The sequence below is a fragment of the Actinomyces howellii genome, from assembly GCF_900637165.1.
Taxonomy (GTDB): Bacteria; Actinomycetota; Actinomycetes; order Actinomycetales; family Actinomycetaceae; genus Actinomyces; species Actinomyces howellii.
Window position 1 is genome coordinate 1688529 of sequence record NZ_LR134350.1, and the last position, 23813, is coordinate 1712341.

Annotated in this window: 17 protein-coding genes, 2 pseudogenes and 1 riboswitch; of the genes and pseudogenes, 6 read left to right on the forward strand and 13 right to left on the reverse strand. The window is 67.9% G+C overall.

The genetic code is table 11. The features are described from left to right. Positions 1-7 precede the first annotated feature (7 nt). Positions 8-1756: an ATP-binding cassette domain-containing protein gene (locus EL245_RS07290; protein WP_126382547.1), complete on the reverse strand. Its 1749-nt coding sequence runs from the start codon at positions 1754-1756 to the stop codon at positions 8-10. A 384-nt stretch (positions 1757-2140) separates the two neighbouring features. Here EL245_RS07290 and EL245_RS07295 point away from each other — a divergent pair, with 384 nt between their 5' ends. Both EL245_RS07295 and EL245_RS07300 read left to right on the forward strand, forming a co-directional pair. Further along, positions 2141-2428, forward strand: coding sequence for a hypothetical protein (locus EL245_RS07295; RefSeq protein WP_126382548.1), 288 nt, complete (start codon positions 2141-2143; stop codon positions 2426-2428). Positions 2429-2573: 145 nt separating this feature from the next. Continuing rightward, a complete protein-coding gene (locus tag EL245_RS07300; RefSeq protein ID WP_197719502.1) occupies positions 2574-3482 on the forward strand; it encodes a copper homeostasis protein CutC in 909 nt (302 codons plus the stop codon). A 258-nt stretch (positions 3483-3740) separates the two neighbouring features. Here EL245_RS07300 and metE read toward each other — a convergent pair whose 3' ends face one another. Next, positions 3741-6074, reverse strand: coding sequence for a 5-methyltetrahydropteroyltriglutamate--homocysteine S-methyltransferase (gene metE, locus EL245_RS07305; RefSeq protein WP_126382550.1), 2334 nt, complete (start codon positions 6072-6074; stop codon positions 3741-3743). Positions 6075-6154: 80 nt separating this feature from the next. Next, the gene (locus tag EL245_RS07310; RefSeq protein ID WP_126382551.1) at positions 6155-7297 is read right to left on the reverse strand and encodes a methylenetetrahydrofolate reductase; all 1143 of its coding nucleotides are present in this window, start codon (positions 7295-7297) and stop codon (positions 6155-6157) included. A 4-nt stretch (positions 7298-7301) separates the two neighbouring features. Next, positions 7302-7388: riboswitch (SAM riboswitch) on the reverse strand. Between the two features lie 277 nt (positions 7389-7665). On the opposite strand from EL245_RS07310, the gene EL245_RS07315 reads away from it, so the two are divergent. Next, positions 7666-8469 (forward strand): alpha/beta hydrolase family protein, encoded by an 804-nt coding sequence (locus tag EL245_RS07315; RefSeq protein ID WP_126382552.1) that lies wholly within the window; start codon positions 7666-7668, stop codon positions 8467-8469. A gap of 177 nt (positions 8470-8646) precedes the next feature. Here the strand turns inward: EL245_RS07315 and EL245_RS07320 are convergent, their stop codons facing one another. From EL245_RS07320 to EL245_RS07360, 9 genes are all read right to left on the reverse strand, one after another. Continuing rightward, positions 8647-9768, reverse strand: coding sequence for an alpha/beta hydrolase (locus EL245_RS07320; RefSeq protein ID WP_126382553.1), 1122 nt, complete (start codon positions 9766-9768; stop codon positions 8647-8649). A gap of 271 nt (positions 9769-10039) precedes the next feature. Further along, positions 10040-10774, reverse strand: a complete 735-nt coding sequence (locus EL245_RS07325; RefSeq protein ID WP_161512767.1) for a prepilin peptidase — start codon at positions 10772-10774, stop codon at positions 10040-10042. 96 nt (positions 10775-10870) lie between these two features. Further along, positions 10871-11977, reverse strand: a complete 1107-nt coding sequence (locus tag EL245_RS07330) for an endonuclease/exonuclease/phosphatase family protein (RefSeq protein ID WP_126382555.1) — start codon at positions 11975-11977, stop codon at positions 10871-10873. 388 nt (positions 11978-12365) lie between these two features. Then, entirely contained in the window at positions 12366-12980 is a 615-nt protein-coding gene (locus tag EL245_RS07335) for an SH2 domain-containing protein (protein ID WP_126382556.1), read from the reverse strand. Positions 12981-13038: 58 nt separating this feature from the next. Continuing rightward, the gene (locus EL245_RS07340) at positions 13039-14364 is read right to left on the reverse strand and encodes a DUF6571 family protein (protein WP_126382557.1); all 1326 of its coding nucleotides are present in this window, start codon (positions 14362-14364) and stop codon (positions 13039-13041) included. A 10-nt stretch (positions 14365-14374) separates the two neighbouring features. Next, complete coding sequence (locus tag EL245_RS07345) at positions 14375-15172, reverse strand: transposase family protein (protein WP_126382558.1); 798 nt, start codon at positions 15170-15172, stop codon at positions 14375-14377. 33 nt (positions 15173-15205) lie between these two features. After that, positions 15206-16153, reverse strand: coding sequence for a DUF6571 family protein (locus tag EL245_RS07350; RefSeq protein WP_126382559.1), 948 nt, complete (start codon positions 16151-16153; stop codon positions 15206-15208). A 147-nt stretch (positions 16154-16300) separates the two neighbouring features. Next, positions 16301-17098 (reverse strand): transposase family protein, encoded by a 798-nt coding sequence (locus tag EL245_RS07355; protein WP_126382558.1) that lies wholly within the window; start codon positions 17096-17098, stop codon positions 16301-16303. Between the two features lie 268 nt (positions 17099-17366). Then, on the reverse strand, positions 17367-18149 hold the full coding sequence (locus EL245_RS07360; RefSeq protein ID WP_126382560.1) for a hypothetical protein: 783 nt from the start codon (positions 18147-18149) through the stop codon (positions 17367-17369). Between the two features lie 1014 nt (positions 18150-19163). Between EL245_RS07360 and EL245_RS07365 the strand changes: the two are divergent. From EL245_RS07365 to EL245_RS07375, 3 genes and pseudogenes are all read left to right on the forward strand, one after another. Next, a pseudogene (locus EL245_RS07365) lies at positions 19164-20505 on the forward strand (IS110 family RNA-guided transposase). Then, positions 20504-20725, forward strand: a pseudogene (locus tag EL245_RS13665) (integrase core domain-containing protein); the annotation flags it as partial. The pseudogenes EL245_RS07365 and EL245_RS13665, both read left to right, overlap by 2 nt. Positions 20726-21238: 513 nt before the next feature. Next, the gene (locus tag EL245_RS07375; protein WP_126382561.1) at positions 21239-21748 is read left to right on the forward strand and encodes a cytochrome P450 family protein; all 510 of its coding nucleotides are present in this window, start codon (positions 21239-21241) and stop codon (positions 21746-21748) included. A 1236-nt stretch (positions 21749-22984) separates the two neighbouring features. Here EL245_RS07375 and drmC read toward each other — a convergent pair. Then, on the reverse strand, positions 22985-23761 hold the full coding sequence (drmC, locus tag EL245_RS07380) for a DISARM system phospholipase D-like protein DrmC (protein WP_126382562.1): 777 nt from the start codon (positions 23759-23761) through the stop codon (positions 22985-22987). Positions 23762-23813: the final 52 nt, after the last annotated feature.

Below are 23813 nucleotides of genomic sequence, written 5' to 3' on the forward strand. Positions count from 1 at the left end.
CGGGTGCTCATCGCAGGCCCCCCGCCTCGACGGTGACGACCCTGTCGGCGCTGCTCAGCGCACCGGCCCGGTGGGAGACGGTGACGACGGTACGACCCACTGAGAGCCGGTCGACGGCCTCGACGATCCGAGCCTCGCTGGCCAGGTCGACCTGGCTGGTCGGCTCGTCGAGGAGCAGCAGGGGCCGGTCGGCCAGAAAGGCCCGGGCCAGGGACACCCGCTGCGCCTGCCCGCCGGACAGCCCCATGCCCTGCTCGCCGACCTCGGTGTCGAGTCCCTCGGGCATGCGGCGGACCTCCTGAGCCAGGCCTGCGGTCTCGAGCGCGACCCACATGCGCTCCTCGGTGGCCTCGGGGTCGGCCAGGCGCAGGTTGTCGACGATCGTGCCCGTGAACAACCAAGTCGTCTGGGCCACGACGGCGCTGGTGGCCCGGACCTCGTCCTGGGTGGCGCTGGTCGACACGACTGAGTCCACGCTCACCGTCCCGGCGGCGGGCAGGAGGTCCCCGGACAGCAGTGACAGGAGGGTCGACTTGCCCGCTCCTGAGGGGCCGACCACGGCGACCCTCTCCCCGCGGGCGATCTCGAGGTCGACGTCGCTGAGGACGGCGGCGTCCGTGTCCCCCCAGGTGGCGGTCACGCCCCTGAGGCTGATCGCCGCCCTCTGCGAGGGAGGCTCGGCCGGCTGCGCCATCCGGCCTGCGGGATCCTCGGGTCCTGCGGCTGCGGACAGGTCGGTGCGCCGACGGCCCAGGAGGGCGCTCAGGGCGCGCTGGTTGGCCAGGCCGCCCATGCCGACGTAGAAGAAGGCCCCGACATGATCGAGGGGCTCGAGGAGCACGAGGGACACGAGGACGAGGGCCAGGGCCCCGTCCAGGCCGAGTCCCCCCGACTCCAGGCGCGCCAGGGCCATCCCGGTCGAGGCCGTGACGAGGAACAGGGAGAACAGGGCGTCGGTGACCAGGATGACCGTCTGGTTGCCTGCGAGCAGGCCCATGACGGCGCGGCGGTTGTCCTCCCCGGCGGCGCGCAGCTCACGGGACCGGCGTCCGGCTGCGCGCGCCAGGACGAGGGTCGTCAGCCCCTGGATGGCGTCGAGGTACTCGGCGCTCAGGCGGGTGCGCTGGGCGCGCGATCCGGAGGAGGAGCGGCGGAAGCGTCGGTGGAAGCCCCCGATGACGGCGGGGACGAGGACGAAGGCGGCGGCCAGGACGAGAGCCGGGGGCCAGTCGACGGTCACGCCCACGAGGAGGAGGACGAGGAGGGGCGCGGCGGCCGCGGCGACGGTCGGGGCGAGGAAGGTCTGCCGGTACAGGGCCACCCGCTCGACGCCGTCGGTCAGGAGGCTGACCGTGGCACCCGAGCGAGCCGAGCCGGCGTGGGCTGGTCCGAGGTCGAGCAGGTGGGCCAGTGCGCGACGTCGCAGCTCGCCCTCCTCGGTGGCGGCACTACGACGGGCGATGAGCTGGACGGAGGCGGCGGCCAGGGCCGAGGCGAGCGCAGCGGTCCCGGCCTGCGCGAGGAGGGCTCCGGGTGCGCCCGGCGCCTCGTGCCACGCGGCGTCGAGCAGGCCCGCGCCCACGGCCAGGGCGGTGAGAGCCCGAGCCAGGCAGATGAGCGCCCACGCCTCGGCCAGGCAGGAGAGGATCGTGAGCACGGCTGCGCCCGTGTTGGCCCGGCGCCCGGCGTGGGAGCCGACCGGGACGCGGGTGCCGGCGCCGGGTCGACGTCGGCCCCCGGGCGAGGTGCGCGGCATAGGGGTTCTCCTCAGGCATGCGGGTTAGAGACCCTGGCGGGCTGCTCGGCCGACGGCCACCGTCTCACCGGGCCGCTTCACGCGGGTCCGTCTCCAGGCAGAGTACATCATGACGCCGCGTCATGAAATTGGGACGGCCAGGATCGCCCCCTCCGGGAGCGCCGGCTCGCAGGCAGCCTGGGCGAGCATCGGACAGCCGGCCCGCCCGGGCGGCACCAGTGCCGCCCGGGCCGGCGACCTGGTCCGTTCGGACCGGGTCAGGACTGCCGGGTCAGGACTGCACAGACACGTCACAGCCTGTGCTCGTGCTCCCAACAGGCCTGCCCGGTCAACTGGTTCCACGCCGGGGCGCCAGCCCCGGCCGTCCAGACGACGGAGGTCACCATGAACAGCACCACACCCTCCAGCCTCGCTCGGAGCCTCGAGATCCGCGAGGCGGTGGCCGAGCGCCGGTACAGCGGCATCGGCCTTCTGCGGGCCGGCACCAGCCTGCTCCAGGTCCTGGCGATGGCCGGCAGCGCCGTCCTCGTCCTGCTCGGGGTGCTGATGGGCGGACGGGCCTTCGTCGCCGCCGTCGACCCCTCCGGGCTGGTCACCCACACCTCGACGGTGGTGGCCGCCTCGACCACGGCCGACCTGCGCGAGCCCGCCACCCGGGGCCGGGAGTCCTGAGGCACGTCCAGCCGTCGCCGTCCGGCCCTCCATCTCGCCGTCGGCACGAGGCTCCCGGGCCCGTGGCCTGCCTGCCGTGGTGGCGAGGGCGCCAGGACGGGGACAGGGCGGCACCGTCCGTGACACACTCGGGTCCATGAACGCGATGAGGCTTTCAGGGGCAGCCCCCTCCCTGCGCCACCACACGACCCCCCACCATGAGACGCCGTGGCGCGACCCCGCGCACGTCGTCGTCGAGACCTGCGTCGAGGACGTCGAGGGCGTGCGCCTGTCGGCCCGAGCCGGGGCCGATCGCGCCGAGCTGTGCGACAACCTGGCCGTCGGGGGGACGACGCCGTCGATCGGCACGGTTGAGGCGGCGATCTTCGCCGCGGCCGAGGAGGTCGCGCATCGACGGGCGGTCGCGGGCCCCCGGTGGGCCGAGCGTCCCGAGGGCGCCCCCTTCGGCCTGCGCGTCATGATCCGCCCGCGCGGCGGCGGCTTCATCTTCACCTCCGACGAGCGCCGTTCCATGATCGCCGACGTGCGCCGCATCGCCGCGCTGTCACGGGAGATGAGCGAGTACACCCGGCCCCTGCGCCTGGGACGCCACGGCAGGGCCCTGCCCCCGGCGGTCGACCTGGGCTTCGTCATGGGGGCGCTCACCGAGGACCACACGGTGGACAGGGGGCTGCTGCGTCTGCTCATCGACACCGCGGACGGTGCACCGGTCACCTTCCACCGCGCGATCGACACCTGCCGCGACCTGGTCGAGGCCTACGGGGACCTGGGCGGGATCGGCGTCGACTACGTCCTGACGGCAGGCGGCGCCCCCACCGCCGCGCAGGGCGTGGAGGTCCTGCGCGGGATGGTCGAGGCCGGAGGGCCCAGGGTCATCGCCGCAGGGACCATTCGTCCCGACTCCCTGGCCGCCGTCGTCGGGGCCAGCGGCGTCCGAGAGGTTCACATGCGGTGCACCGCACCGGGCACGACCCTGGCCGAGCCCCAGCGCACCGACGAGGAGCAGGTTCGCCTCGCCGTCGAGACCGCCCACGCCCTCACCCCTCCCCGCTGAGATCGGGACAAATGGCACCTCGAGATCGGGACAAGTGACACCTCGAGATCGGGAGAAACGACACCTCCAGATCGGGACAAGTGACACCTCCAGATCGGGAGAAACGACACCTCCAGATCGCCGCATCTGACGCAACGCGCGGATCCCCGGGGCGTACAGCTCCGGGGATCCGCGCGTCATCAGCCTGCTGCACCTCGCGGTGCCATATGTCCCGATCTCACGGTGGGGGGACCGGCGGGACGGGGCAGACGGGGGCGGTCAGGGGCGCAGGCGCCTGGCGGCCTCGACGAGGTTGCGCAGGCTGGCCTCGGTCTCGGGGTAGGCGCGTGTCTTGAGCCCGCAGTCGGGGTTGACCCACACGCGCTCGATCCCCAGGGCGTCGACGGCGCGCCGGAGCAGCTCGGTGCACTCATCGGCGCTGGGCACGCGCGGGGAGTGGATGTCCCACACGCCCGGGCCGAGCTGGCGCTCGAAGCCGTGGGCGGCGACGGCGGGCAGGATGTCCATACGGGAGCGCGAGGCCTCGATCGAGGTGACGTCGGCGTCGAGGTGGTCGACCGCGTCGATGACGACGTCGAACTCCGAGTAGCACAGGTGGGTGTGGACCTGGGTGGCGGGCGCAGCGCCACCGGTGGCCAGGCGGAAGGAGCCGACCGACCACTCCAGGTAGGCGGGGCGGTCCTCGCGGCGCAGCGGCAGGGTCTCGCGGATGGCCGGCTCGTCGACCTGGACGACCCCGATGCCTGCTGCCTCGAGGTCGGCGACCTCGGCGCGCAGGGCCAGGCCGAGCTGGTCGGCGACCTGAGCCCGCGGGACGTCGTCTCGCACGAAGGACCAGGCCATAATCGTCACCGGACCGGTGAGCATCCCCTTCATCGGCTTGTCGGTCAGCGACTGGGCGTAGCTCGACCAGGCCACGGTCATCGGCGCGGGCCGGGTGATGTCGCCCCACAGGATGGAGGGGCGGGTGCATCGCGAGCCGTAGGACTGCACCCAGCCGTGCTCGGTGGCGCTGAACCCGTCAAGGAGCTCGGCGAAGTACTGGACCATGTCGTTGCGCTCAGCCTCGCCGTGGACGAGGACGTCGAGCCCGAGCTCCTCCTGAAGCGCCACGACCCTGGCGATCTCAGCGCGCATCGCCGCGTCGTAGCCGGCGGCGTCGAGCTCGCCCCTGCGGTGGGCGGCGCGCGCCTTGCGGATCTCCGCGGTCTGGGGGAAGGAGCCGATGGTCGTGGTCGGCAGCTCGGGCAGCCCGAGGCGCTCGTCCTGGGCGGCCTTGCGCTCGGCGTAGGGGGCGCGGGTCCGGTCGGCGTCGGTGACGGCGGCGACGGCGGACCGCACCTCGGGGCGGTTGACTCCCGGGTGGGCGGCGCGCTCGGCGCGCAGCTCGGCGTCCCGGGCCAGCTCGGCGGCCACGGCCTCACGCCCCTGGGCCAGGCCGCGGGCGAGGGTGAGGACCTCGCCGACCTTCTGGTCGGCGAAGGCCAGCCAGGAGCGCACCGCCGGGTCGAGGGCCGTCTCACGCTCGACGTCGTGGGGCACGTGCTGCAGGGAGGTCGAGGTGGCCACCGAGACCGCCGTCCCCTCGGGCAGGGCGGCACGCAGCTCCTCAAGGGTGTCGAGGGCGGCAGCCAGGTCGGTGCGCCAGATGTTGCGGCCCGAGACGATTCCGGCGACGACGGCCTTGCCCTCAAGCGCGGCCAGTTCCTGCGCCGGCGGCACGGAGCCCGCGACGAGGTCGAGGGCCACGGCCTCGACGGGGGTCGAGGCCAGGACCGGCAGCGACTCCCCGAGGGAGCCGTAGGTGCCGGCCACGAGGACGGCGGGGCGCTCGACGACCGCCCCGAGCCACGTGTAGGCGTCTCGCACGGCGGCCAGGATCCGTCCCTGCTCGACGTCCCACGCGTCGGAGGTCAGCGCGGGCTCGTCGAGCTGGACCCACTGGGCGCCGGCGGCCTGGAGGTCGGCCAGGAGGTGGCCGTAGGCGTCGACGACGTCGCCGAGCCGGTCCAGGGGGTGGAAGTCCTCACCGGCCTCGTCGGAGGCCTTGGACAGCAGAAGGTAGGACACGGGTCCCACGACCACGGGGCGCGGGGTCACGCCGACGGCCACGGCCTCGCGGACCTGGTCGGCGATGGTGGTCTCGACGTAGTCGATCGGGGTGGCCTCGTCGATCTCGGGGACGAGGTAGTGGTAGTTGGAGTCGAGCCACTTCGTCATCTCCATGGCGGGCCGCTCGCCCTCACCCCGGGCCAGGGTGAAGTACCCGTCGAGGTCGACGGCGCCGGGACGCGTCGGGTCGGCGCCCAGGAGGTCGCGGAAGCGCGCCGGGACGGCGCCCAGGGTGGCGGTGACCTGGAGGACCTGGTCGTAGAGGGTGAAGTCGGCCGGGACCGACGAGGCCTCGGTCAGGCCCAGGGCGGTGAGGCGCTGCCTGGTCGCGGTGCGCAGCGCCGCGGCCTGCTCACGCAGGGTCGAGGCGTCCGAGGCACCGCGCCAGTAGGCCTCGACGGCGCGCTTGAGCTCGCGGTCGGCCCCGATGCGGGGGTATCCGAGGATGGTGGCTGCGGGCAGTGCGGCGGTTGTGCTCATGGGGTGGTTCGTTTCCTGTCGTGGTGCTGGAACGGACGGGGGTCGATGGGTGCGCGTGGTCGCACGGTACCGGGGAGCGCTCACGGCCCGGCGCCCCGCTCGGGGGCGGGCGGGCCGGGTGACGGGCAGGACCAGCCGGCTCCCGGTGGACCCGGGTGGGCGCGCCGGTCCCCTCCCGGGCTGGCGTTGAGGTAGTCGCGGTTGACCTCGTGCTGGGCCTGGCGGCTGGGCACGGAGCCGGAGAGGATCCCTCCGAGCCGGAGCTGGGAGATGACGTCGAGGGCGGGCCGGGTGCGGTTGAAGGTGTAGAGGTGCAGGCCGGGGGCACCGCCCTCGAGGACCTCGGTGGCCAGCCGCAGCGTGGCGTCGATGCCGCGGGTGACCGGGCCGGTGCCCGCGCTGCCGGCGCGTCCTGCGCCCTGGCTGCTCAGGGCGGCGCGCAGGTCGGTGGGCACGCGCACGCCGGTGAGGGACTCCAGGCGGGTGAGGCGCCGCAGGTCGGTCAGGGGGATGATGCCCGGGAGGATGGGCATGTCCACCCCGGAGTAGAGGCAGGAGCGGGTGAGCGCGAGGTAGTCCTCGGCCTCGTAGAAGACCTGGCTGATGGCCAGGTCCGCCCCGGCTGCCTGCTTGGCGGCGAGGACCTCGACGCCGAGCCCGTGGTCGACGTCTGCGGGGTAGGCGGCCACGGCCACCTGGAGGTGCCTGGCGCCGTCGTCGAAGTACTCGGCCTCGACCTCCCTGATGACGCGCACGAGGTCCTCGGCACGGGGAAGCTCGCCGACGACGTCGTCGGGCTGGACGCCTGCGGGAGGGTCCCCGCGCAGGGCGAGGAAGCGGCGCACCCCCATGTCGAGGAAGCGGCGCACGATCCCGACGGCGTCGCGCTTGCGGTAGCCGATGCAGGTCATGTGGGCCATGAGGGGGACCTCGGAGGTCTCCAGGACGTGGGCGACGACGTCCTCCGAGGGGTTGCGCTCCTCGATGACGTGGACACGGGTGGGCCGCGGGCCCGACCCGGATCCCGCAGCCTGGCCGCGCGGGCCTCCGGCGGTCGTGACGAAGCGGGGGCGGTAGGTGACCGAGACGAAGTCGGGCCGGGCGCGCAGGAGACGTCCCAGGGCGCCCCAGGTCTGTGAGGCGTGGGGGCCGGGACGGGGAGGGAAGAGCTCGAGGGAGAGGCTCGGCCGGCAGGTCGCCGTTCCGGGGTGCGTGCGGGTCATACGGGCTCCATCGGTCCTGGCGGAAGCACCCACCGGATCGGGGTTGCTGCGGCGTCGCGGAGCCAGGTCTCTCAGCCGCTCTGGATGGACTCCGCCACCCTATCGTCCCCGATGCCGGGGGTGAAATCCAGGTCCGCGGATCAAGACCGGCGGCGCCACCCCCGGGGCGGTCGCAGGCGGGCCGAGCCGACGGCGAGGCGGGGGCGCCGGACGCTGGGCCGGCGCCGGGGCTGCCGGACGCGACGGGGTGGCGGGAGCGCCGGGGCCGTTGCTCGCGCGGACACCGTCCGGTCACGCTGGGAGCGCAATCACCCGGGCTCCTCCTCGAGGATGGTGACCCGAGGACCGACCTGCCATAGGTTGGCCACATGACCGAGGTTCGCATCGCCACCGCCCGAGGCATCGCCCTGGCCGGGACGCTGCGTCTGCCCGCGAACGTGACACCGGTTGACCTGGAGGCCGAGGGGCCCGCCGCCGTGCGCCAGGAGGGGGTGGTCATCCTCGCCCACGACTTCCTCACCGACCGCCACGGCCTGGGCGACCGTCTCGACATGATCGCCGCGGCCTACCGGCGGGAGGGGCTGGCGACCCTCCAGTTCGACTTCTCGGGGCTGGGGCTGTCCGACGACGACGTCATCACCCTGGCCGGTGAGGTGGAGGACATCCAGGCCGTGTCCGGGTGGCTGGCCTCGCACGGGTACGTCCGCCAGGCGATCCACGCCAACGGCTTCGGCGCGACGGCTGCGCTGCTGGCCAGGCCGGAGCGGGTCCGTACGGCGGTGCTCGTGGGGGCGGTGGTCGGCCCCCAGTCGATCCTGTGGGAGAACGTCTTCTCCCCCGAGCAGCTCGACGAGCTCGACCGGCACGGCCTGACCCGGCTGCCCGACGACAACCCGAACCCGCGCCAGTGGGACGTGCTGAGCAAGGAGACCCTGGCGGACGTCTCGCTGCAGTCCCCGGACAAGACGATGGCCGACCTGCCCTGGCCGGTGCTCATGCTGCAGGGGGCGTTGACCGACGAGCTGCCGGATACCGCCGACGCCGCGGCCCAGGGCTTCGCGCTGCTGCCCGAGGGCAGCCGGCTGCACCGGGTGCGCGCCGCCGACACCGCTGAGGCCCAGGCGGAGGTGGCGCGGCTGGGCGCGGAGTGGATCAGCCGGCGCCTGCGCTGAAGGAGGGCTGCCGGAGGCCGTCTCAGCAGCACCGGCCTCGCGCCGCGGAGTCCTTGCTCGCGCCGCGAGGCCGGTGCCGGGTGCGTCGTGGTCCGGTGCCGGGTGCGTCGTGTCCAGGCCTCCCGGAGGCGGCCCGGAGCCGGGGCGCCACCGCGCCCCGGCTCCGTCACGCTCGGCTCACGCCTCGAGGCAGGCCATCATTCCGGGCAGGTCCTCCTCGAGGGAGTCTCGCCACAGCCCCCACTCGTGGGTGCGTCCCGGATGGTAGACGTAGTCGTGCTCGATCCCCGCGGCGTCCAGTGCCGCGCTGAAGCGGTCGTTGGTGGCGTGGACGACCGCCTCCTGCGCGCTGTTCCACGCGTTCTCACCGTTGCGGCGCAGCTCATCGAGCAGGAGGGACTGGTCTCCCGACAGGGGCGCGAAGGCGGAGAGGATGTCTCCGGTCCCGGCCCGCAGGAACAGGCGCTTGCCCCGGTACTTCTCGATGTTGTCCATCGGGTTGTACCCCTTGGCGATCTCGGGGTAGAGCTCACCGCCCCACGTCGACCCCGGCGGGTTGGCCGTCGCCGGGTAGTTCATGTAGTCGGCGGCCGGACCGGCCCAGATGATCGCGGCGACCCCAAGCCCGTCGACGGTCGCCGGGTTGCAGTCCGACGGCCCGGAGTAGGAGCTGATGGACCGGAAGTGGCCCCAGTACCGCTGCCCCAGGGCCAGTGCGCCCCAGCCGCCCATGGAGAAGCCTGCGATCGCCATGCGCGCAGGGTCGGTGCGGAAGTTGGCGTGGACGAAGGGAAGAACCCTGTCCATGATGAAGGTCTCCCAGGCGGCCTCCCGGCCGGGCAGGGGGTGGTTGGCGTTGGAGTAGAAGGAGCCTCCGCCACCGTCCGGCATGACGACGATGAGGTCGTGCCCGCGGGTCAGCTCGATGGCGTTGCCGTGCTCGGGGCCCGACCAGCTGAGGTACATGCCGAACCCTCCGTGAAGGAGAAGGAGCACGGGGTAGCGGCGGTCCGGGGAGGAGTCGTAGCTCTCGGGCAGCGTCACCCGGACGGAGGGGTTGAAGACCTGGATCCCCTCGGCCTGGAACCGGAAGTCGACCGAACGCAGGGCCGGGTCGTACCAGGGCGATCCCTCTACGGGCGTCAGACCGAAGGAGGCGTCGGCGGCGCGGGCGGTACCTGAGGACAGGCCGAGCGCCCCGAGCGGCGCCGCGAGGGCGCCGGCGGCCAGGATGCTCCGCCGGGGCAGTCGCGAGCTGAGCAGGGAGGACGAACCATGAGGACGGGACGTGAGCACCATTAAAATCACTCCAGGGATCAATGTGGTGATGTACAGGGCTGTCGTTCCGTGACGACACCGTCACGCTAGGGCAGCCGTGACAGCCGACACAACGAGGCACCACCAACCGTGGCATAGGTCACCGGCTTTGCCCTGGGGTCGCGTTGAGCGCTGCTCCCCGCTCGCTCACCCGCTCAGGGCACACGGTTCGGTGGCGCGGCCCGAGCAGGCCCCGGGCTCCGGTACGGCCCGGACCTGTGTCGTCGGATTGACCTGCGGTGGTCGCGGGAACTTACGGAACGGCTTCGAGAATCCAGGACAGCCAGGCCCCCGCGGCCAGGTAGGGGCCGAGGGCGATGTGCTGCTTCCTGTCGACCACGCCCGCGATCATGAGGACGATCGCCACCACTCCGGCCAGGACGAAGCCCAGGACGATCCCGGCCACGACGGCGGCGACACCCAGGTGGCCGAGCCACAGCCCCAGGACGGCGCTCAGCTTGACGTCTCCCATGCCCAGTCCGGAGGGCACGAGTGCGGCGAGGAGAACCAGACCACCGGCTCCTCCGGCGCACAGGACCGCCCTGAGCACGGGCCACGCCGTCGTCGCCGGCGTTCCTGCGGCAGCGAGCCCGATGACCGCCGCAGCAGCCTCCGCCGCGAGCACCCAGCAGGCAGTCGCCGCAAGGAGGCGGTTGGGCAGGCGGTGGCACGCTGCGTCGACGCAGCACGCAGCACTGAGGAGCGCGACGGTCGGCACGGCGATGATGGTGAGAGACCCGACGCCCCGACCTACTCCCCACGCCGCGGTCAGGCCACAGGTGACGCCGGCCACGGAGCCCAGGGCGACCGGCGACAGCAGCCACCTGTGGCGGACCACGAGCGCGTCGTCGACCGTCTCACAGGACCGCCGCGCCTGGAGCTCCTTGCCTGCGAGGTAGCTCGCCACCTCCTTCGCCACTGGTCCTGCCGCGGCACCGACCGACACGAGGCAGACCGCGATGACGCTTGCGAGCATGACAGGACTCACGATCTCCACCATATCCCAGCGCTCAACGGTTCCGAGATCCTAACCGCCCCTGGCCCGACCGCCTGTCCTCGGCGCCCGGCTCGAGGCGGGCGGGGCTCATCGGCGTGCCGGGACGAGCTCGACGACGACCCCGCGGTGGTCGGTGCCGGGAACCTCCGTGACCTCGCCGGCCCGGCCCCTCCAGGTCGCCTCGTCGACGAGCACGTGGTCGATGGTCGCCCCGAGCAGGGGCGTGCGCGAGCTGGTCGGCCAGGTGGACAGCCCGCCGATCCCGGCCTGCTCGCCCGCCTCCGCGCACCCTGCGAGGTCCCGCATGGGAGCGTGGTCGATCGTGGCGTTGAAGTCGCCGGCGATGATGAGCCCGGGTTCCAGCGCCTCGGGCGCGCAGGCGGATACGACGCCGGACACCGAGCTGCGCCATCGCCCCATCCGCTCGCCCACCGGCGGGACCGTGTGCACTCCCAGGATCGTGGGGCGTGTTCCGGCTCCCCATGTCGCCTCACCGACGGGCTTGAGCAGCACGGCACCGTATCCGAGCCCGGGCTGGGACTGCGCCTTGTACTCCCCCAGGGCCGTGGACACGAGCACAGTCGTGTCGTTGACGCTCGTGTCCGGCTCCTCGTGTCCTGCGTCAGTCTGGGTCGCGTGCGGGGTCGTTGCCGCCTCCGGCACCGCGCTGACCACCGAGTCCTCGCCTGCCGTGGCGGTGTACACCGTGTAGCGCAGGCCCTCCTCGGCCAGAAGGCCCCCGACCTCGGCCCCGTAGGCGGCGTCTGCCTCGGGCAGCACGACGACATCGGCACCGCTGTCGATGACCTGTCCGGCCACCATGGCGGCGTCGGCGCCGGAGTACATGGCGTTGAGGGTGTACACCGTCACCGTCCCGTCCCAGCTGGCGGAGTCGGTTGTGCCACCTCCCACGCTCTGGGTACCCGCACCCAGGCCGCGCTCAACGAGCCCTCCGGCCTGCACCGCGGCCACCGCCAGGACGACGGCGGCGACGAGGGCCGTGCGTGCACCCTTCCTGTGTCGGGCGCGCAGGAGTGCGAGGACGCCGAGCACCCCTCCGACAACGGCCAGCCCGAGTGCCTGGGGACCGCGCAGAGCCACGAGCTGGGCGAATGGGGTGCGCTCGGTCTGCGCCGGCTCGGTTGGCAGGAGGTCGGGGAAGGAGATGAGGACGACGCCCAGGCACAGGATCACCGCGACGAGCCACCCTGTTCTGCGACGGCGCCGGCTGTCCGGGCGAGAGCCTGTGGGCTCCGAATCACGGACCGCGGCTGCTGGCCGCGCCCCGGCGGGGTCCGTTCCCGTGTCTGCCGGGCCGGACTCGTCGGCCCTCGGGGTCGCCCCGGTCGACGGCGGCGCCTGGGCAGACCGGGACGGAGACGACGCAGATGAAGCGGATGACGCGGATGGGGCGGACGACGGTTCTCGGCGAGAAGGCGCAGGGTTCACCACGGCCTCCATCGTGCCAGGGACACGGAACGGAGACCAGAGGCTGGTCACCGTCCAGGTTCCGATCATGAGACGACTCGTCGTTCCTGGAACGTCGGTGGTCTGCTGCATCCGTGGACTGACCACCCTCACCTCAGGTGGCGCCGTCGTCCGGTGCGGTCATGCCACCTCCGTCGGAGGCGAAGGACGCCGGGATCTTGTCGACGACCGTCAGGGCGAGGTCCTGCATCGCCTGCGTGCTGTCCTCCGGAGATGGGGCACCGTCCTTGTACCTCACCGAGATGACGAGGTAGTAGCCGTCCGGGTACCGCCAGATCAGTATCCGCGCCTCCCGGCGAGAGGCATTCGTAACATACCAACCCTGACCCTCATGACCCGGAAGACCGATCGACTCAGCACGCCAGTCCGGGTTCTCTATCACTGGCCCATTCGAGGACGCAGACAGGTCGCCCATCACCGTGCTCCATCTGTCATTATCTGTATACTCGATCTTGACAGCCTGGTCGAGGCCCGGTGAAACTAGTTCACACGACCACCAGTCATACTCGTCTCTATTATGAGACAAATAGTACTCGTGTCCGGCTTGAAACTTGAGCGTAGTCTTGAGAACCTCGGCCGACACGATATCGCAGAGATACGGGTCCGACAACGCGGTCGGCGACGGTGAGGGCGTCGGCGCCTGTCTGGCCCACGGCACCGAGGAACATGAGCCCACCACGACGCATGCCGTCAGGAGGATCGCACTCACGCGCCAACCCCGCCGAAGAAACGAATGCATCCGCCCTTTCATGTGGAACCTCATGGTCTCACTCACCGCCTTCTTTTCCCTGCTCTGCCCCCTTGGTCCAGCCTGTTTGGACCGCCTCATCGAGGTCTATCATCTGCTGGTCAGAAGAGCCGCTGTTGGTGACCGCGGTCCTCCATCCGAGGATATAGGCCGCTGCGTCGGGGGTCATCGGGTCGGGCGCGTTGACGACGACCTGACCGTCCACCTGGGAGCACAGCGGCTCCGTTCCCCCATAGGTCGGGATGCTCTCCCCGATCGCGATCGTCGACGACTGGAGCGTTCCGTACCGGGCCGCGTCGACATAGGACTGCGCATGCAGCACATTCTGGATGTCGTCGGCCTCCACCGTGTCCGGCACATCCCAGTCCTCGGTGACCTCGTCGACGACGATCGGTTGCGCAACCGTCGACCCCACCCCGTACAACAAGGGCCCTGCCACCGCCCAGCTCGTGCCTCCGGTCACCGCGCCGACGCCAGAGGCGAGGACGGTCGAGAACACGCTCAGCGCCGTACTCACATTGCCCTTGGCCTCCTGCTTCGCCGCCTCGTCGTCTCCCGCTCGCCTCGTCGCGACCGCCTCGAGGTATCCCATTGTCGCGGCGGCTCCTTGATATTGATCACATATGCCGGTTGCTGGGCTGTCAGAACCGGCGACTATCGCCTCGATTTGGCCATGATGGTACTGACCCAGCCCGGCGGCCATCGTCCCGGCAGCGTTCTCGTTGTCGATGACGTCGTAGACGAGGGACTCGAAATCCGCTGTCGACACATATCCTTCAAGGCCGAGATCATTGACGTTGTCTTCGATCACCTGACCGGATGCGATGGCGGAGAACTCCTCGCCGCTGTTGCCGATGACGACCGCGAGGTTCTCCTTCATGGTTTCCGTCTTCTCTGGTGCGTCGTCCTGCGCGAAGTACGGGATGGCTTGACCGACGAGCCAGGTCGCCCGAGCGTCAGCCTGCGGCACGGTTGAGTCGCTGGTGTTCCGGTAGGCCGATGCTGCGGCGACCGCACCGGTCAACGAGTCGAGTCCCACGTTCGGATCCCAGGTGCGCTCGGTGAGGAGCTTCCAGCGTTCCGCGCTCTGCTCACCGGGCCGTTCGCCGGTTTCACCGTCCGGGGTGAAATAGGTGAGTGCTGCCTCAGGATTGTTGCTCATAGCCATGCAGACACCGTAGAGCGGATCCATCGAGGAGCCCTCATATGCGCCGCCGTATTTGGGCTCCAGTCCCGATGAGCTGGCGTCATACGGGTTGTCCTCGAACCGCCCGGCGAGATCGACAAGAAATTCCGTTCCGTAGACGGTTCCCTGCGCCTCGAGGAGCCCGTTGAGGGCAGTCATTGAGCCTTTCTCACCGGGGTTGTTTGTTGAGGCTGATGATGACGAGGGCTGTGGCGGTGATGTGGGTGATGGTGTGCGGGTCGAGGGTGACGTGTTGGAGGGCCTTGAAGTTCTTGAGCATGGCATTGGCCCTCTCGGCAGGCGAGCGCAGACTGGCGTGCAGATGGTTGTAGGTGGCGTCGTCGGGGCAGGGTCTGGCGCCCTTGACGGGTGTGAGCACGCCGATGCCGGCGCCGATGTAGCCCTTGTCGGCCAGGGTGGGCATGCCCTGGGAGGCGGCCTTGTACAGGGCGGGCAGCGCGTGGGCGCGCGCAGCGGTCAGGTCGTGGGTCGAGCCCGGCTCGACCGGCGAGACCCACACCGGGAATCCGGTGTGGTCGGTGATGACCTGGACGTTGCCCCCGAAGGCCTTGTGCTTGCCCGAGTACCACGAGTGGTTGCCCCGTTCGGTGCGGGCTGCGACCCTGTCGGTGCGGATCAGGGTGCCATCCAGGCACACGAAAGGCTCACCCTTGTGGCGCAGCTGGGTGATGACCTCGATCAGGTCAGGGGCCTGGGAGGAGATGACCTGGAGGGCCTCATGCAGGTACCTGTAGGCGGTGGCGATCGAGATGCCGGCGTCTCGGGCCAGGGTGCGCATGCTGGTGGCCTCGTTGAGCCAGCGCAGCACCATCACAGCCTGCACCCAGGGCGTCGCCGCCCTCTGATGAGGCCGAATGTCGTGCCAGCGGCGGTGAGCCGCCAGCCAGGCCGACACGGTTCGGGCGGTAGCGGATGGCACGTCAAGGGTGGCACGATAGGACAGCATGCGGGGACCTCGCATTCAGGGGTGCTTCTTTGGTCAGAACCCATCCTGGATGCGCTCCCCGCGTGCACCCCCACACGACACGCACCCTCCCCCAGCATCCCAACGATCAGGCCGGGTGCACGCCCCACCCCGGTGAGAAAACCTCATTCTCCCACGCTCGCCGTCCTCCTCGACAGCCGACTCGACCTCGTCGACGAGATCAAGTGGTTGGCCGTTACTATCGCAGATCGTGACATCCGGTTGGGAGGCTGCAGCGAAGATATGTCCGAGCACACCGACGTCCGCAGCCGCGCCCTCGGCGTCGAACTCCTTGGTCGCCATGTTCATCGGAGGGGTGTCAGAGGGAGTATAGGTCGTGTGACGAGCACCGAACTTCTCCACAAGGTCGAGATATGTCTCGACACCGACCGCGGACACGTAAGCCGCCCCATAGGTCGGCACGTCCTGATGCTTCGCGGTCTCAGTGAGGATCTCATCGACAGTGCGCCCGCTGGATGCCCTGCCGTCTGCCGAGTTCAATGCCTCGACCAGCTCGGCGGACTCGCTTCTCGCGTTCTGCACGGACTGGGAGTTGTATTCGCGTACGGTCGCCACCGTGTCGGTTGCGTTCCAGTACGCCTCGACGTCAGCGGTTCCCGCGGGCGGGTCAGGAAGGTAGTAGCAGTAGGAGGGTGAACCGTCCGGGCTCTGCATCGTAATCCCGGAGGAGTTGAGGTCTCTCGCTTCCTGACTACGCGCACGAAGCTCGTCGGCCAGGGATCGCAGGCCTTGAGAGACCCCTCCGAATGACTGGGACCCTGAGCTCGGCGCCAGGAACCCAGGGAGTGCTTCGGTCGCGGTGACCACGGATTCAACAGGATCGTGGTTGTCCGCACTCGCGCGACTAATGTTCTTACGCTCCTCCTCGACGGCGTCAGCACGATCGTCAAGATGGCCTGCGACGGCGTCGACGCGGTCGGGATCTATCTTGATGAAGGTCACAGGGACTCCTTCACGTTCAGGGAGGCGAACAAGGACTGGTACCGACTGCAATTGCCGGCGACGGATTACCCGAATGGTTTAGGAAGACGGCCACCTGGCTTCCGGCGAGTCAGGTTCAACATACTCGAGGCCGTCATTGAGCCTTTCTCACCGGGGTTGTTTGTTGAGGCTGATGATGACGAGGGCTGTGGCGGTGATGTGGGTGATGGTGTGCGGGTCGAGGGTGACGTGTTGGAGGGCCTTGAAGTTCTTGAGCATGGCATTGGCCCTCTCGGCAGGCGAGCGCAGACTGGCGTGCAGATGGTTGTAGGTGGCGTCGTCGGGGCAGGGTCTGGCGCCCTTGACGGGTGTGAGCACGCCGATGCCGGCGCCGATGTAGCCCTTGTCGGCCAGGGTGGGCATGCCCTGGGAGGCGGCCTTGTACAGGGCGGGCAGCGCGTGGGCGCGCGCAGCGGTCAGGTCGTGGGTCGAGCCCGGCTCGACCGGCGAGACCCACACCGGGAATCCGGTGTGGTCGGTGATGACCTGGACGTTGCCCCCGAAGGCCTTGTGCTTGCCCGAGTACCACGAGTGGTTGCCCCGTTCGGTGCGGGCTGCGACCCTGTCGGTGCGGATCAGGGTGCCATCCAGGCACACGAAAGGCTCACCCTTGTGGCGCAGCTGGGTGATGACCTCGATCAGGTCAGGGGCCTGGGAGGAGATGACCTGGAGGGCCTCATGCAGGTACCTGTAGGCGGTGGCGATCGAGATGCCGGCGTCTCGGGCCAGGGTGCGCATGCTGGTGGCCTCGTTGAGCCAGCGCAGCACCATCACAGCCTGCACCCAGGGCGTCGCCGCCCTCTGATGAGGCCGAATGTCGTGCCAGCGGCGGTGAGCCGCCAGCCAGGCCGACACGGTTCGGGCGGTAGCGGATGGCACGTCAAGGGTGGCACGATAGGACAGCATGCGGGGACCTCGCATTCAGGGGTGCTTCTTTGGTCAGAACCCATCCTGGATGCGCTCCCCGCGTGCACCCCCACACGACACGCACCCTCCCCCAGCATCCCAACGATCAGGCCGGGTGCACGCCCCACCCCGGTGAGAAAACCTCATTCATCTTGAAGTGAGATAGACGCCCTCGCGTTCGACAAAATTCGCCCATGTCGTAGCGTCGTTTCTGGGAACATACTTAATCCCCTCGAGCGACAAGCACACCACCGCACATAACGTCATATCATGGCACTTCCCACGCGCTCATCGACTCCCACCACGAATAGACGAGACCGCTTGCAAACAACATCCCGATTCCGGTGGAAACTATCAACAGCGCCGGCCATCTCCACCCCAAAGGCAAAGTCAATCTTTCGGCGAGGTACCTCCACGCAAACCGGGGTGCAACGCCCTTCGCAGCATAAATAGTCGACACGGCAGCCAGGCTCCAGATAATAGACGCCACAGACGCAAGAGCATAAAATGCAGCTCCAACAATAGAATAAGTAACATAGGCTATAGTATGAAGATCGATCCCATCAATTGAGCACGCCGCCAGAGTTTTACGGATCTCCGCGGGTGCCGCAGGGGCCCTCCACAGAAAGGAGACCAGAACAAACCCTGCACCCGATAGTATGAGCGGCGTTAGCATGCACGCCACCACCGCCTTAGTTCCCGCTATAACAGATTTCCACCAAGCAACGATAGCCACAGCAGATGCAGCCAAACCCGTAGATACTGAGATTAATGAAATCCCCAAAAGCAACCATGCTCGCCACTTGATATACGCTGCCGTAACGGCAACCGCGAGAATCACGACCGCCAACATGCTATCACTTTCGTCAGATGTGGATCGCCTCGACGACGACACTCCAGCACTCTTCCTTCTGCTCCTTCTGCGGGGGACCGCCGTGCGCATATCCTCCAGGGTGGCCCCGCCTAGTGTCGGACTGAACAACCACGATAGAGCCGGCCCAAGAATGGCTCCGTATATCATGCCGACAGCAGCCAAGAGGATGGAAGCCATCTCAGTTCTATACATGCGAGTTCCTCCGCCTTTCGATCGCCCCAGAGATTAGTGCGGACACAGCGGTTCCCGCGAACAGAAAAACAAGGTCGACGGCATGCTGGTCTATTATCGCCACGAGAGCCTGGGCAAAAGTCGGACATTCATTCACGATCGTCACCTCTCAAACTAGCTCTGATTACATTCTCGCGGAGAGAGCCTCGCCGAGCGCGCTCAGCGATCGCGCATCCCCCGGCAACAGATAGGCTCCTTCGTTCCACCCCATTTTGGAGCACATTGGAACGAGACTCTCCACGGTAAGTAACTTCAGCCCTACAACGTACATATCTATCAGTTCACCCTCGACCACTCCTTATCCTTGTTCCATTCTTGACTTCTGGACAGATATCGACATGCTAGCCGAAGAGTGCGACATGAACGAATAGGCCTTACAAAGAATGCCCCTATTTGCGGGCGCGCCACAACACCACGAACAGATAGAGCATTTGCTTGGACAAACCTAGTATTGCACACACAACCGCCACCTCCTCACCCGGCACAACACGACCCACGAAACTGCCCGATACGACTCACAATCCACCCAGAATGTCTCTGTGCCACTATGGGGTGAATGGCGTTTCTCGGACATGGCACCTTCTCCCTCCGGGAGACATGATCGGAGTGCTGGGCGTTATTCTACTTCGCGCTATTAGTGCGTCAGGCCGTCTACCTGCGGGCCAGGTGCTCGCGCTCGACCTCGTTGGGGGTGCGGCACCCGGGAGCCGAATGGAGACGTGCCTGATTCTATGTCAACTCAATCCAGGAGGCAATATCGTTCATGTATTTCTTGCACGTGGGGCATACCGTCCGATGCACCCTCTCATTCTCAAGAGCCGCGTCGAACGACTCTGCCCACGTCCGTTACCTTGTTGGTGGTTCCGGGTGGTCCGGGACTGGGCCAGCCGCTTCCGGCATGATGTCTTGCCCCTGTCGTTCGATGATCCGGGGGGTGTTGTCACCGGTCGTGGCGGGCGGATGGTGATCGCTGATGAGGGGAACGACCCGCTTGACGCGAGGTCCAACGCAGACGTGGGTGCGGGACCGTCTGCCTGGCCGGCTGACCCACCAACGCGTGAGAGGGAGCGCGCAGAAGTGGATATCGAGGACGTGGACGTCTTCGTCGGTACCGGGCGTGGGCAAGACCGAGCACTGGGCCACAGCCATGACCGCCGGCGGCAAGAAGGTCCTTGACAGGGCCCTACCCAACAGCGAGGACCGGCTGCGCGAGGTATACGAACGGCTCGGCGAGCACGGCCGGGTCCTGGTAGCGGTGGACCAGCCCGCCACCATCGGCGCGCTGGCAGTCGCCGTGGCTCAGGCCATGGGCATCACCGTGGGCTACCTGCCAGGCCTGTCGATGCGGCGCACCGACAGGCCTGACGCCGGGTAACGCCAAGACAGACGCGAAGGACGCCGCGGTGATCGCCCAGGCGGCCCGCACCATGCCCCACACCCTGCGCGCGATCGACACCAGCGACACGGACGCCGCCGCGTTGAGCATGCTCACCGGTGATGGCGCTGGCGTCGTCCTGGCCCGGCAGGACCAGCCAGGCCGAGGGCCGCATCCGGGGCCTGTACAGCCAGACCCCGTCCCGCCCTGGAGACCGTGCTGGGCAAGCGGCTCGAGCACGACGCGTGCCGGGTGGTCATCGCCACCTGGCCCACACCCGCCGCCCTGTGCAAGGCAGGCCGGGCCAGGATCAACGCCAAGCTCAAGGCCACGGGCGCTCGCCGCCACACCGCCTGGGCCCAGGACATCATCAACGCCCTGAGCAAGCAGACGGTCTTGGTCACCAGCACCGACGCCGCCGGCGTCGTCCTGCCCCACCTGGCCCGCCAGCTCATCGCCCACCCGCGCCCAACGCGACGACATCGCCGCGAAGGTCGAGGCCCTGGTAAAGGCCCACCCTCTTTACCCGGTCCTGACCACCCGTGCCCGGCATCGGGGTCCCGGCCGCCGCCGTCTTCCTGGCACAGACCCTCGGACGCTCCTTCGACACCGGCGCCCACCTGGCCTCCTACGCCGGCCTTACCCCCGTGACCCGACGGTCCGGCTCCTCGATCCGCGGCGAGTACGTCTCCCACTCCGGCAACAAGCGCCTCAAACGCGCCATGTTCCTCTCCGCCTTCGCCTCACTACGATCAGACCCCGCCTCCCGAACCTACTACGAGCGCAAGCGCGCCCAGGGCAAACGCCTTGGGCCAGGCCCTCATCGCCCTCGCCCACCGCCCCATCCTGACCCTACACGCCATGATCCGCGACGGAGCCCTATACGACCCACCAACACCAATCCAGCAACTACCCACCGCCGCTTGACACACCACATAGGGGCACCCCCCAGGCCAACGGAAGGGTCGAGCGATTCAATCGGACCCTGGCTGCTGAGGGGGCGCATGCCCGCACCTACACCAGCCATACCAAGCGCGAGGCCGCCTTCACCCAGTGGCCCCGCCACTACGATCACCACCGACCCCACACCGCCCTCGACAGCCAGCCTCCCGCACACCGCGCTCACAACCTCACAGGGAAGTACAACTATGCCAGGCCGGTGCCGCTCATGGCCCGCGCCCGGGTCATGAGCGGCACCATGCTCCTGAAGACCCGCGAGACGGAGGGCTGGGAGACGCCGTACATGCCGTGGCGCAGCAGCGCCACGGTGACCTCCACCTACTGCCCAACGCTCAGGCGACGCACTTTCAGACAATGGACCTGGCGCTCGCTAACCTCCTGGCCGCACCTGACTATCTCATAAACATCATTGTTGCACAACCCCGCGATAGACTGGTAATGCATCAATCACTCCCGCATGAGAATCGAGTGCGGTAACCCGACTCTCACACAAGACGACCGACACCCTCGTTAAACCACACAAACAACCTACCATGGATATCATCCTGACTCTCAACTCAACCACCATTACCCATACTTCCACTACAACACTTGCCGCCATCGCGATGAAACCATCGGATTCTGACAATTCCGGCACATTGCAACCAAGTCGCAACCTAGTCCGTATTCCGGGCGTCCGTCAGAACCTGATAGCGTTGCAGTGAAGACCACTGAAGAAACGGAGCCCACCATGGACCCAGTTGTTGCCACACTATTGGCAAACCTGGCTGAAATCTCAGCTAGAAACACGACATCCGCCATCATTGACAAGATAAATACCGCAAAAGCAAAGAAGCGGGACGAGGAGACCATCCAAATCCTCTCGGAGATCGTGAACGCACTTATTCAGGATCGCGAAGACCTCGTCACGGTCGCACAGGGACTCAAGCAGCAGCTTGTCTCACAGCAGATCAGCGATGACGATATCAAGCATATTGTCGAGACAGTAGTGCCGCTGATCGAAACGATTGGAAACTTTGGCGAAAATCAGAGCGTCGCCGCAGTGGAGCCGCTCAGGCCGCTCCTGTCCCAGGATACGCTCAAGGTGCTACAGACGCTCGGATTTAGTTATCGCGAGGCGATCGGCGAACCCCTGACGTCTGTTGTAAGGAGTTACATATCATCGCTCGAAAAGTCTTCGAGCAACCGAGGGCAGCGCACAAGAAAATGATGTTCAGAACATTTTCCGGTAGTTCTTTGACAAGAAGTGTCATCATCGCCGGCTCGTTTTTCAGAAGTCGCCCATAATGTGGTCAGCTTCTGACTTGCAGCTTACAAACGACAGTAGGTCGGTCAGCTAAGACAAACCTCACTCCAAGGCGCGCTCCAACCCTCACTGTTCCTTTTTACTGGGAATGAGGGTTGAAGGATATGGATCGTTGGGGGCGGCGCGGGACGACTAGTGTGCCGTAGGCCGGTGCACGCGGAGCTTTGCGCAAGCATGGGTTTCGGCTAGGAAAACGTGCTCGCAAGGAGGCTCCGCGCGGGTGTCCTACTGTGCCGCCGTCGACGTCCCGTCCGCTACCTCCCGCACCTTCTCGCGGCGGATCGCCGCCCACTGCCGGACCTATGACGCTCACCCCGGACAGCGGGCCGCCACCGCATGAGCCCAGACAGTGATGTCTGCAGCGCTGGTTCATCGAGGTCGCCCGCGTCGCCGGCCGGGCCCACGACATATGCGCCTGGCCGGCCACCTACTACCGATAGCCTGCACGAGGCCCTCCAAGTCGTCGCGGACCGGGCACCGACAACCACCTGTGGTATCTCGGGAAGCACAAGGTCTTCGACACCAACATCTAGTTCCTGACCGAACACACCGGCTTCCCGGTGTGGGCCTGGCCGGTCGAGCCCGGCTCGACCCACGACGTCACTCACCGTCAAGGTTCACGTGCTGCCCGCCCTGTACAAGGCCGCCTTCCAAGGGACTACCGACGCTGGTCGACAAGGGCTACGCCGGGGACGGCGTGGTCATCCCGGTCAAGGGCACCAGTTTCTGCCTCGAGGACGCCACCTACGACCATCTCCACACCGCCCCGCGGACCCCGACAGACAGAGCTAACGTCATGCTCAACTAGTTCAAGGCCCTGCAACGCGTCAGTCGCGGCCCATTCACCATCATCACCACCTCACTTGTCATCATCACCGTCAACAAAGAAGCCCGACAAAATGCTCAACAGATGAAATGTACATTCTTACCAATACTTCAATAGCCTCGAGCATATGGCACCCTGGTTCGACTTTACTTCACTAGTATTCTTTGTTCGCGAGTACACCGCAACCAAGAATAGCCTGGGAGAACTTCAGCAGGGGTCACCACAGTCCACGCCCGCTCCCCCGTCCTTACTTGACACGAAGTGATCATGGACGACCCGTCGCCCTACAACTACATTTTTACTTGATACACCCATCAGGCGACCACCCGCTCGTACACAGTCCCCTCGAGGTCACGCATCTGCCTCTCCACACCGACCGCCAGGGCGGGATCGTCCAGCCGCAGGCCAAGCTCGATGTTACGTTCCTCAGCGCTGTGAGAGAAGTTCGCGCTTCCCACCAGCAGGAAGCGGTGATCGACGCTGAGAAGCTTCGCGTGGCTGGTTACCGGACGCTCCCCCTCCTCCGGTGCCCGGGTGCGTAGGACGACAGCCTCGGGGAGTGCCCGTGCCATGTCCGCCGTGCTCAGGCGCGACCTGCGATGTCGGACAGCACCCGCGCCCTCGAACAGTCCGTCGGCGGCCTGCGTGTCAACATACAGCCGCACAGCCACGCCTGGGCGCCGCTGGCCGACCCTCACTAGCGCCTTCCACAGCACGGAGGTGGCCTGGAGGTTGAAGGTCGCGCAGACGACGGATGTCGTGGCACCACTGACCAGCGCAAAGACGTCACCGGTCAGGGTCCCCGAACCGAGCAGGCCCGCAGGCGCCGTCCACACGGGAGTCACCTTCCTCGTCCTGCTGGCTGCCCCGGCAACTGCCTCGAGCACGGCAGCGCTGTGCTCGCGCGCCTGCGGCCCGAGCCCGGCGGCCGTCATCAGGCTCCTGGCGCGCTGACGGCGTGCGGCCGGGACGACGATGAGTGCCTGGCTCAGGGTGGCGCCCGCAGTGAGGCGTGCCGCGATCCCCTCCGCCTCAGTGCCGGTGAGGAAGGCACCCAGTTCCCTCAACGGCTCAGCTACTCGTGGTGACATGCGCTGATCCCCGCCTCATGCGAGTCCCGTGCGAGCCCGGTGCGAACCCCGC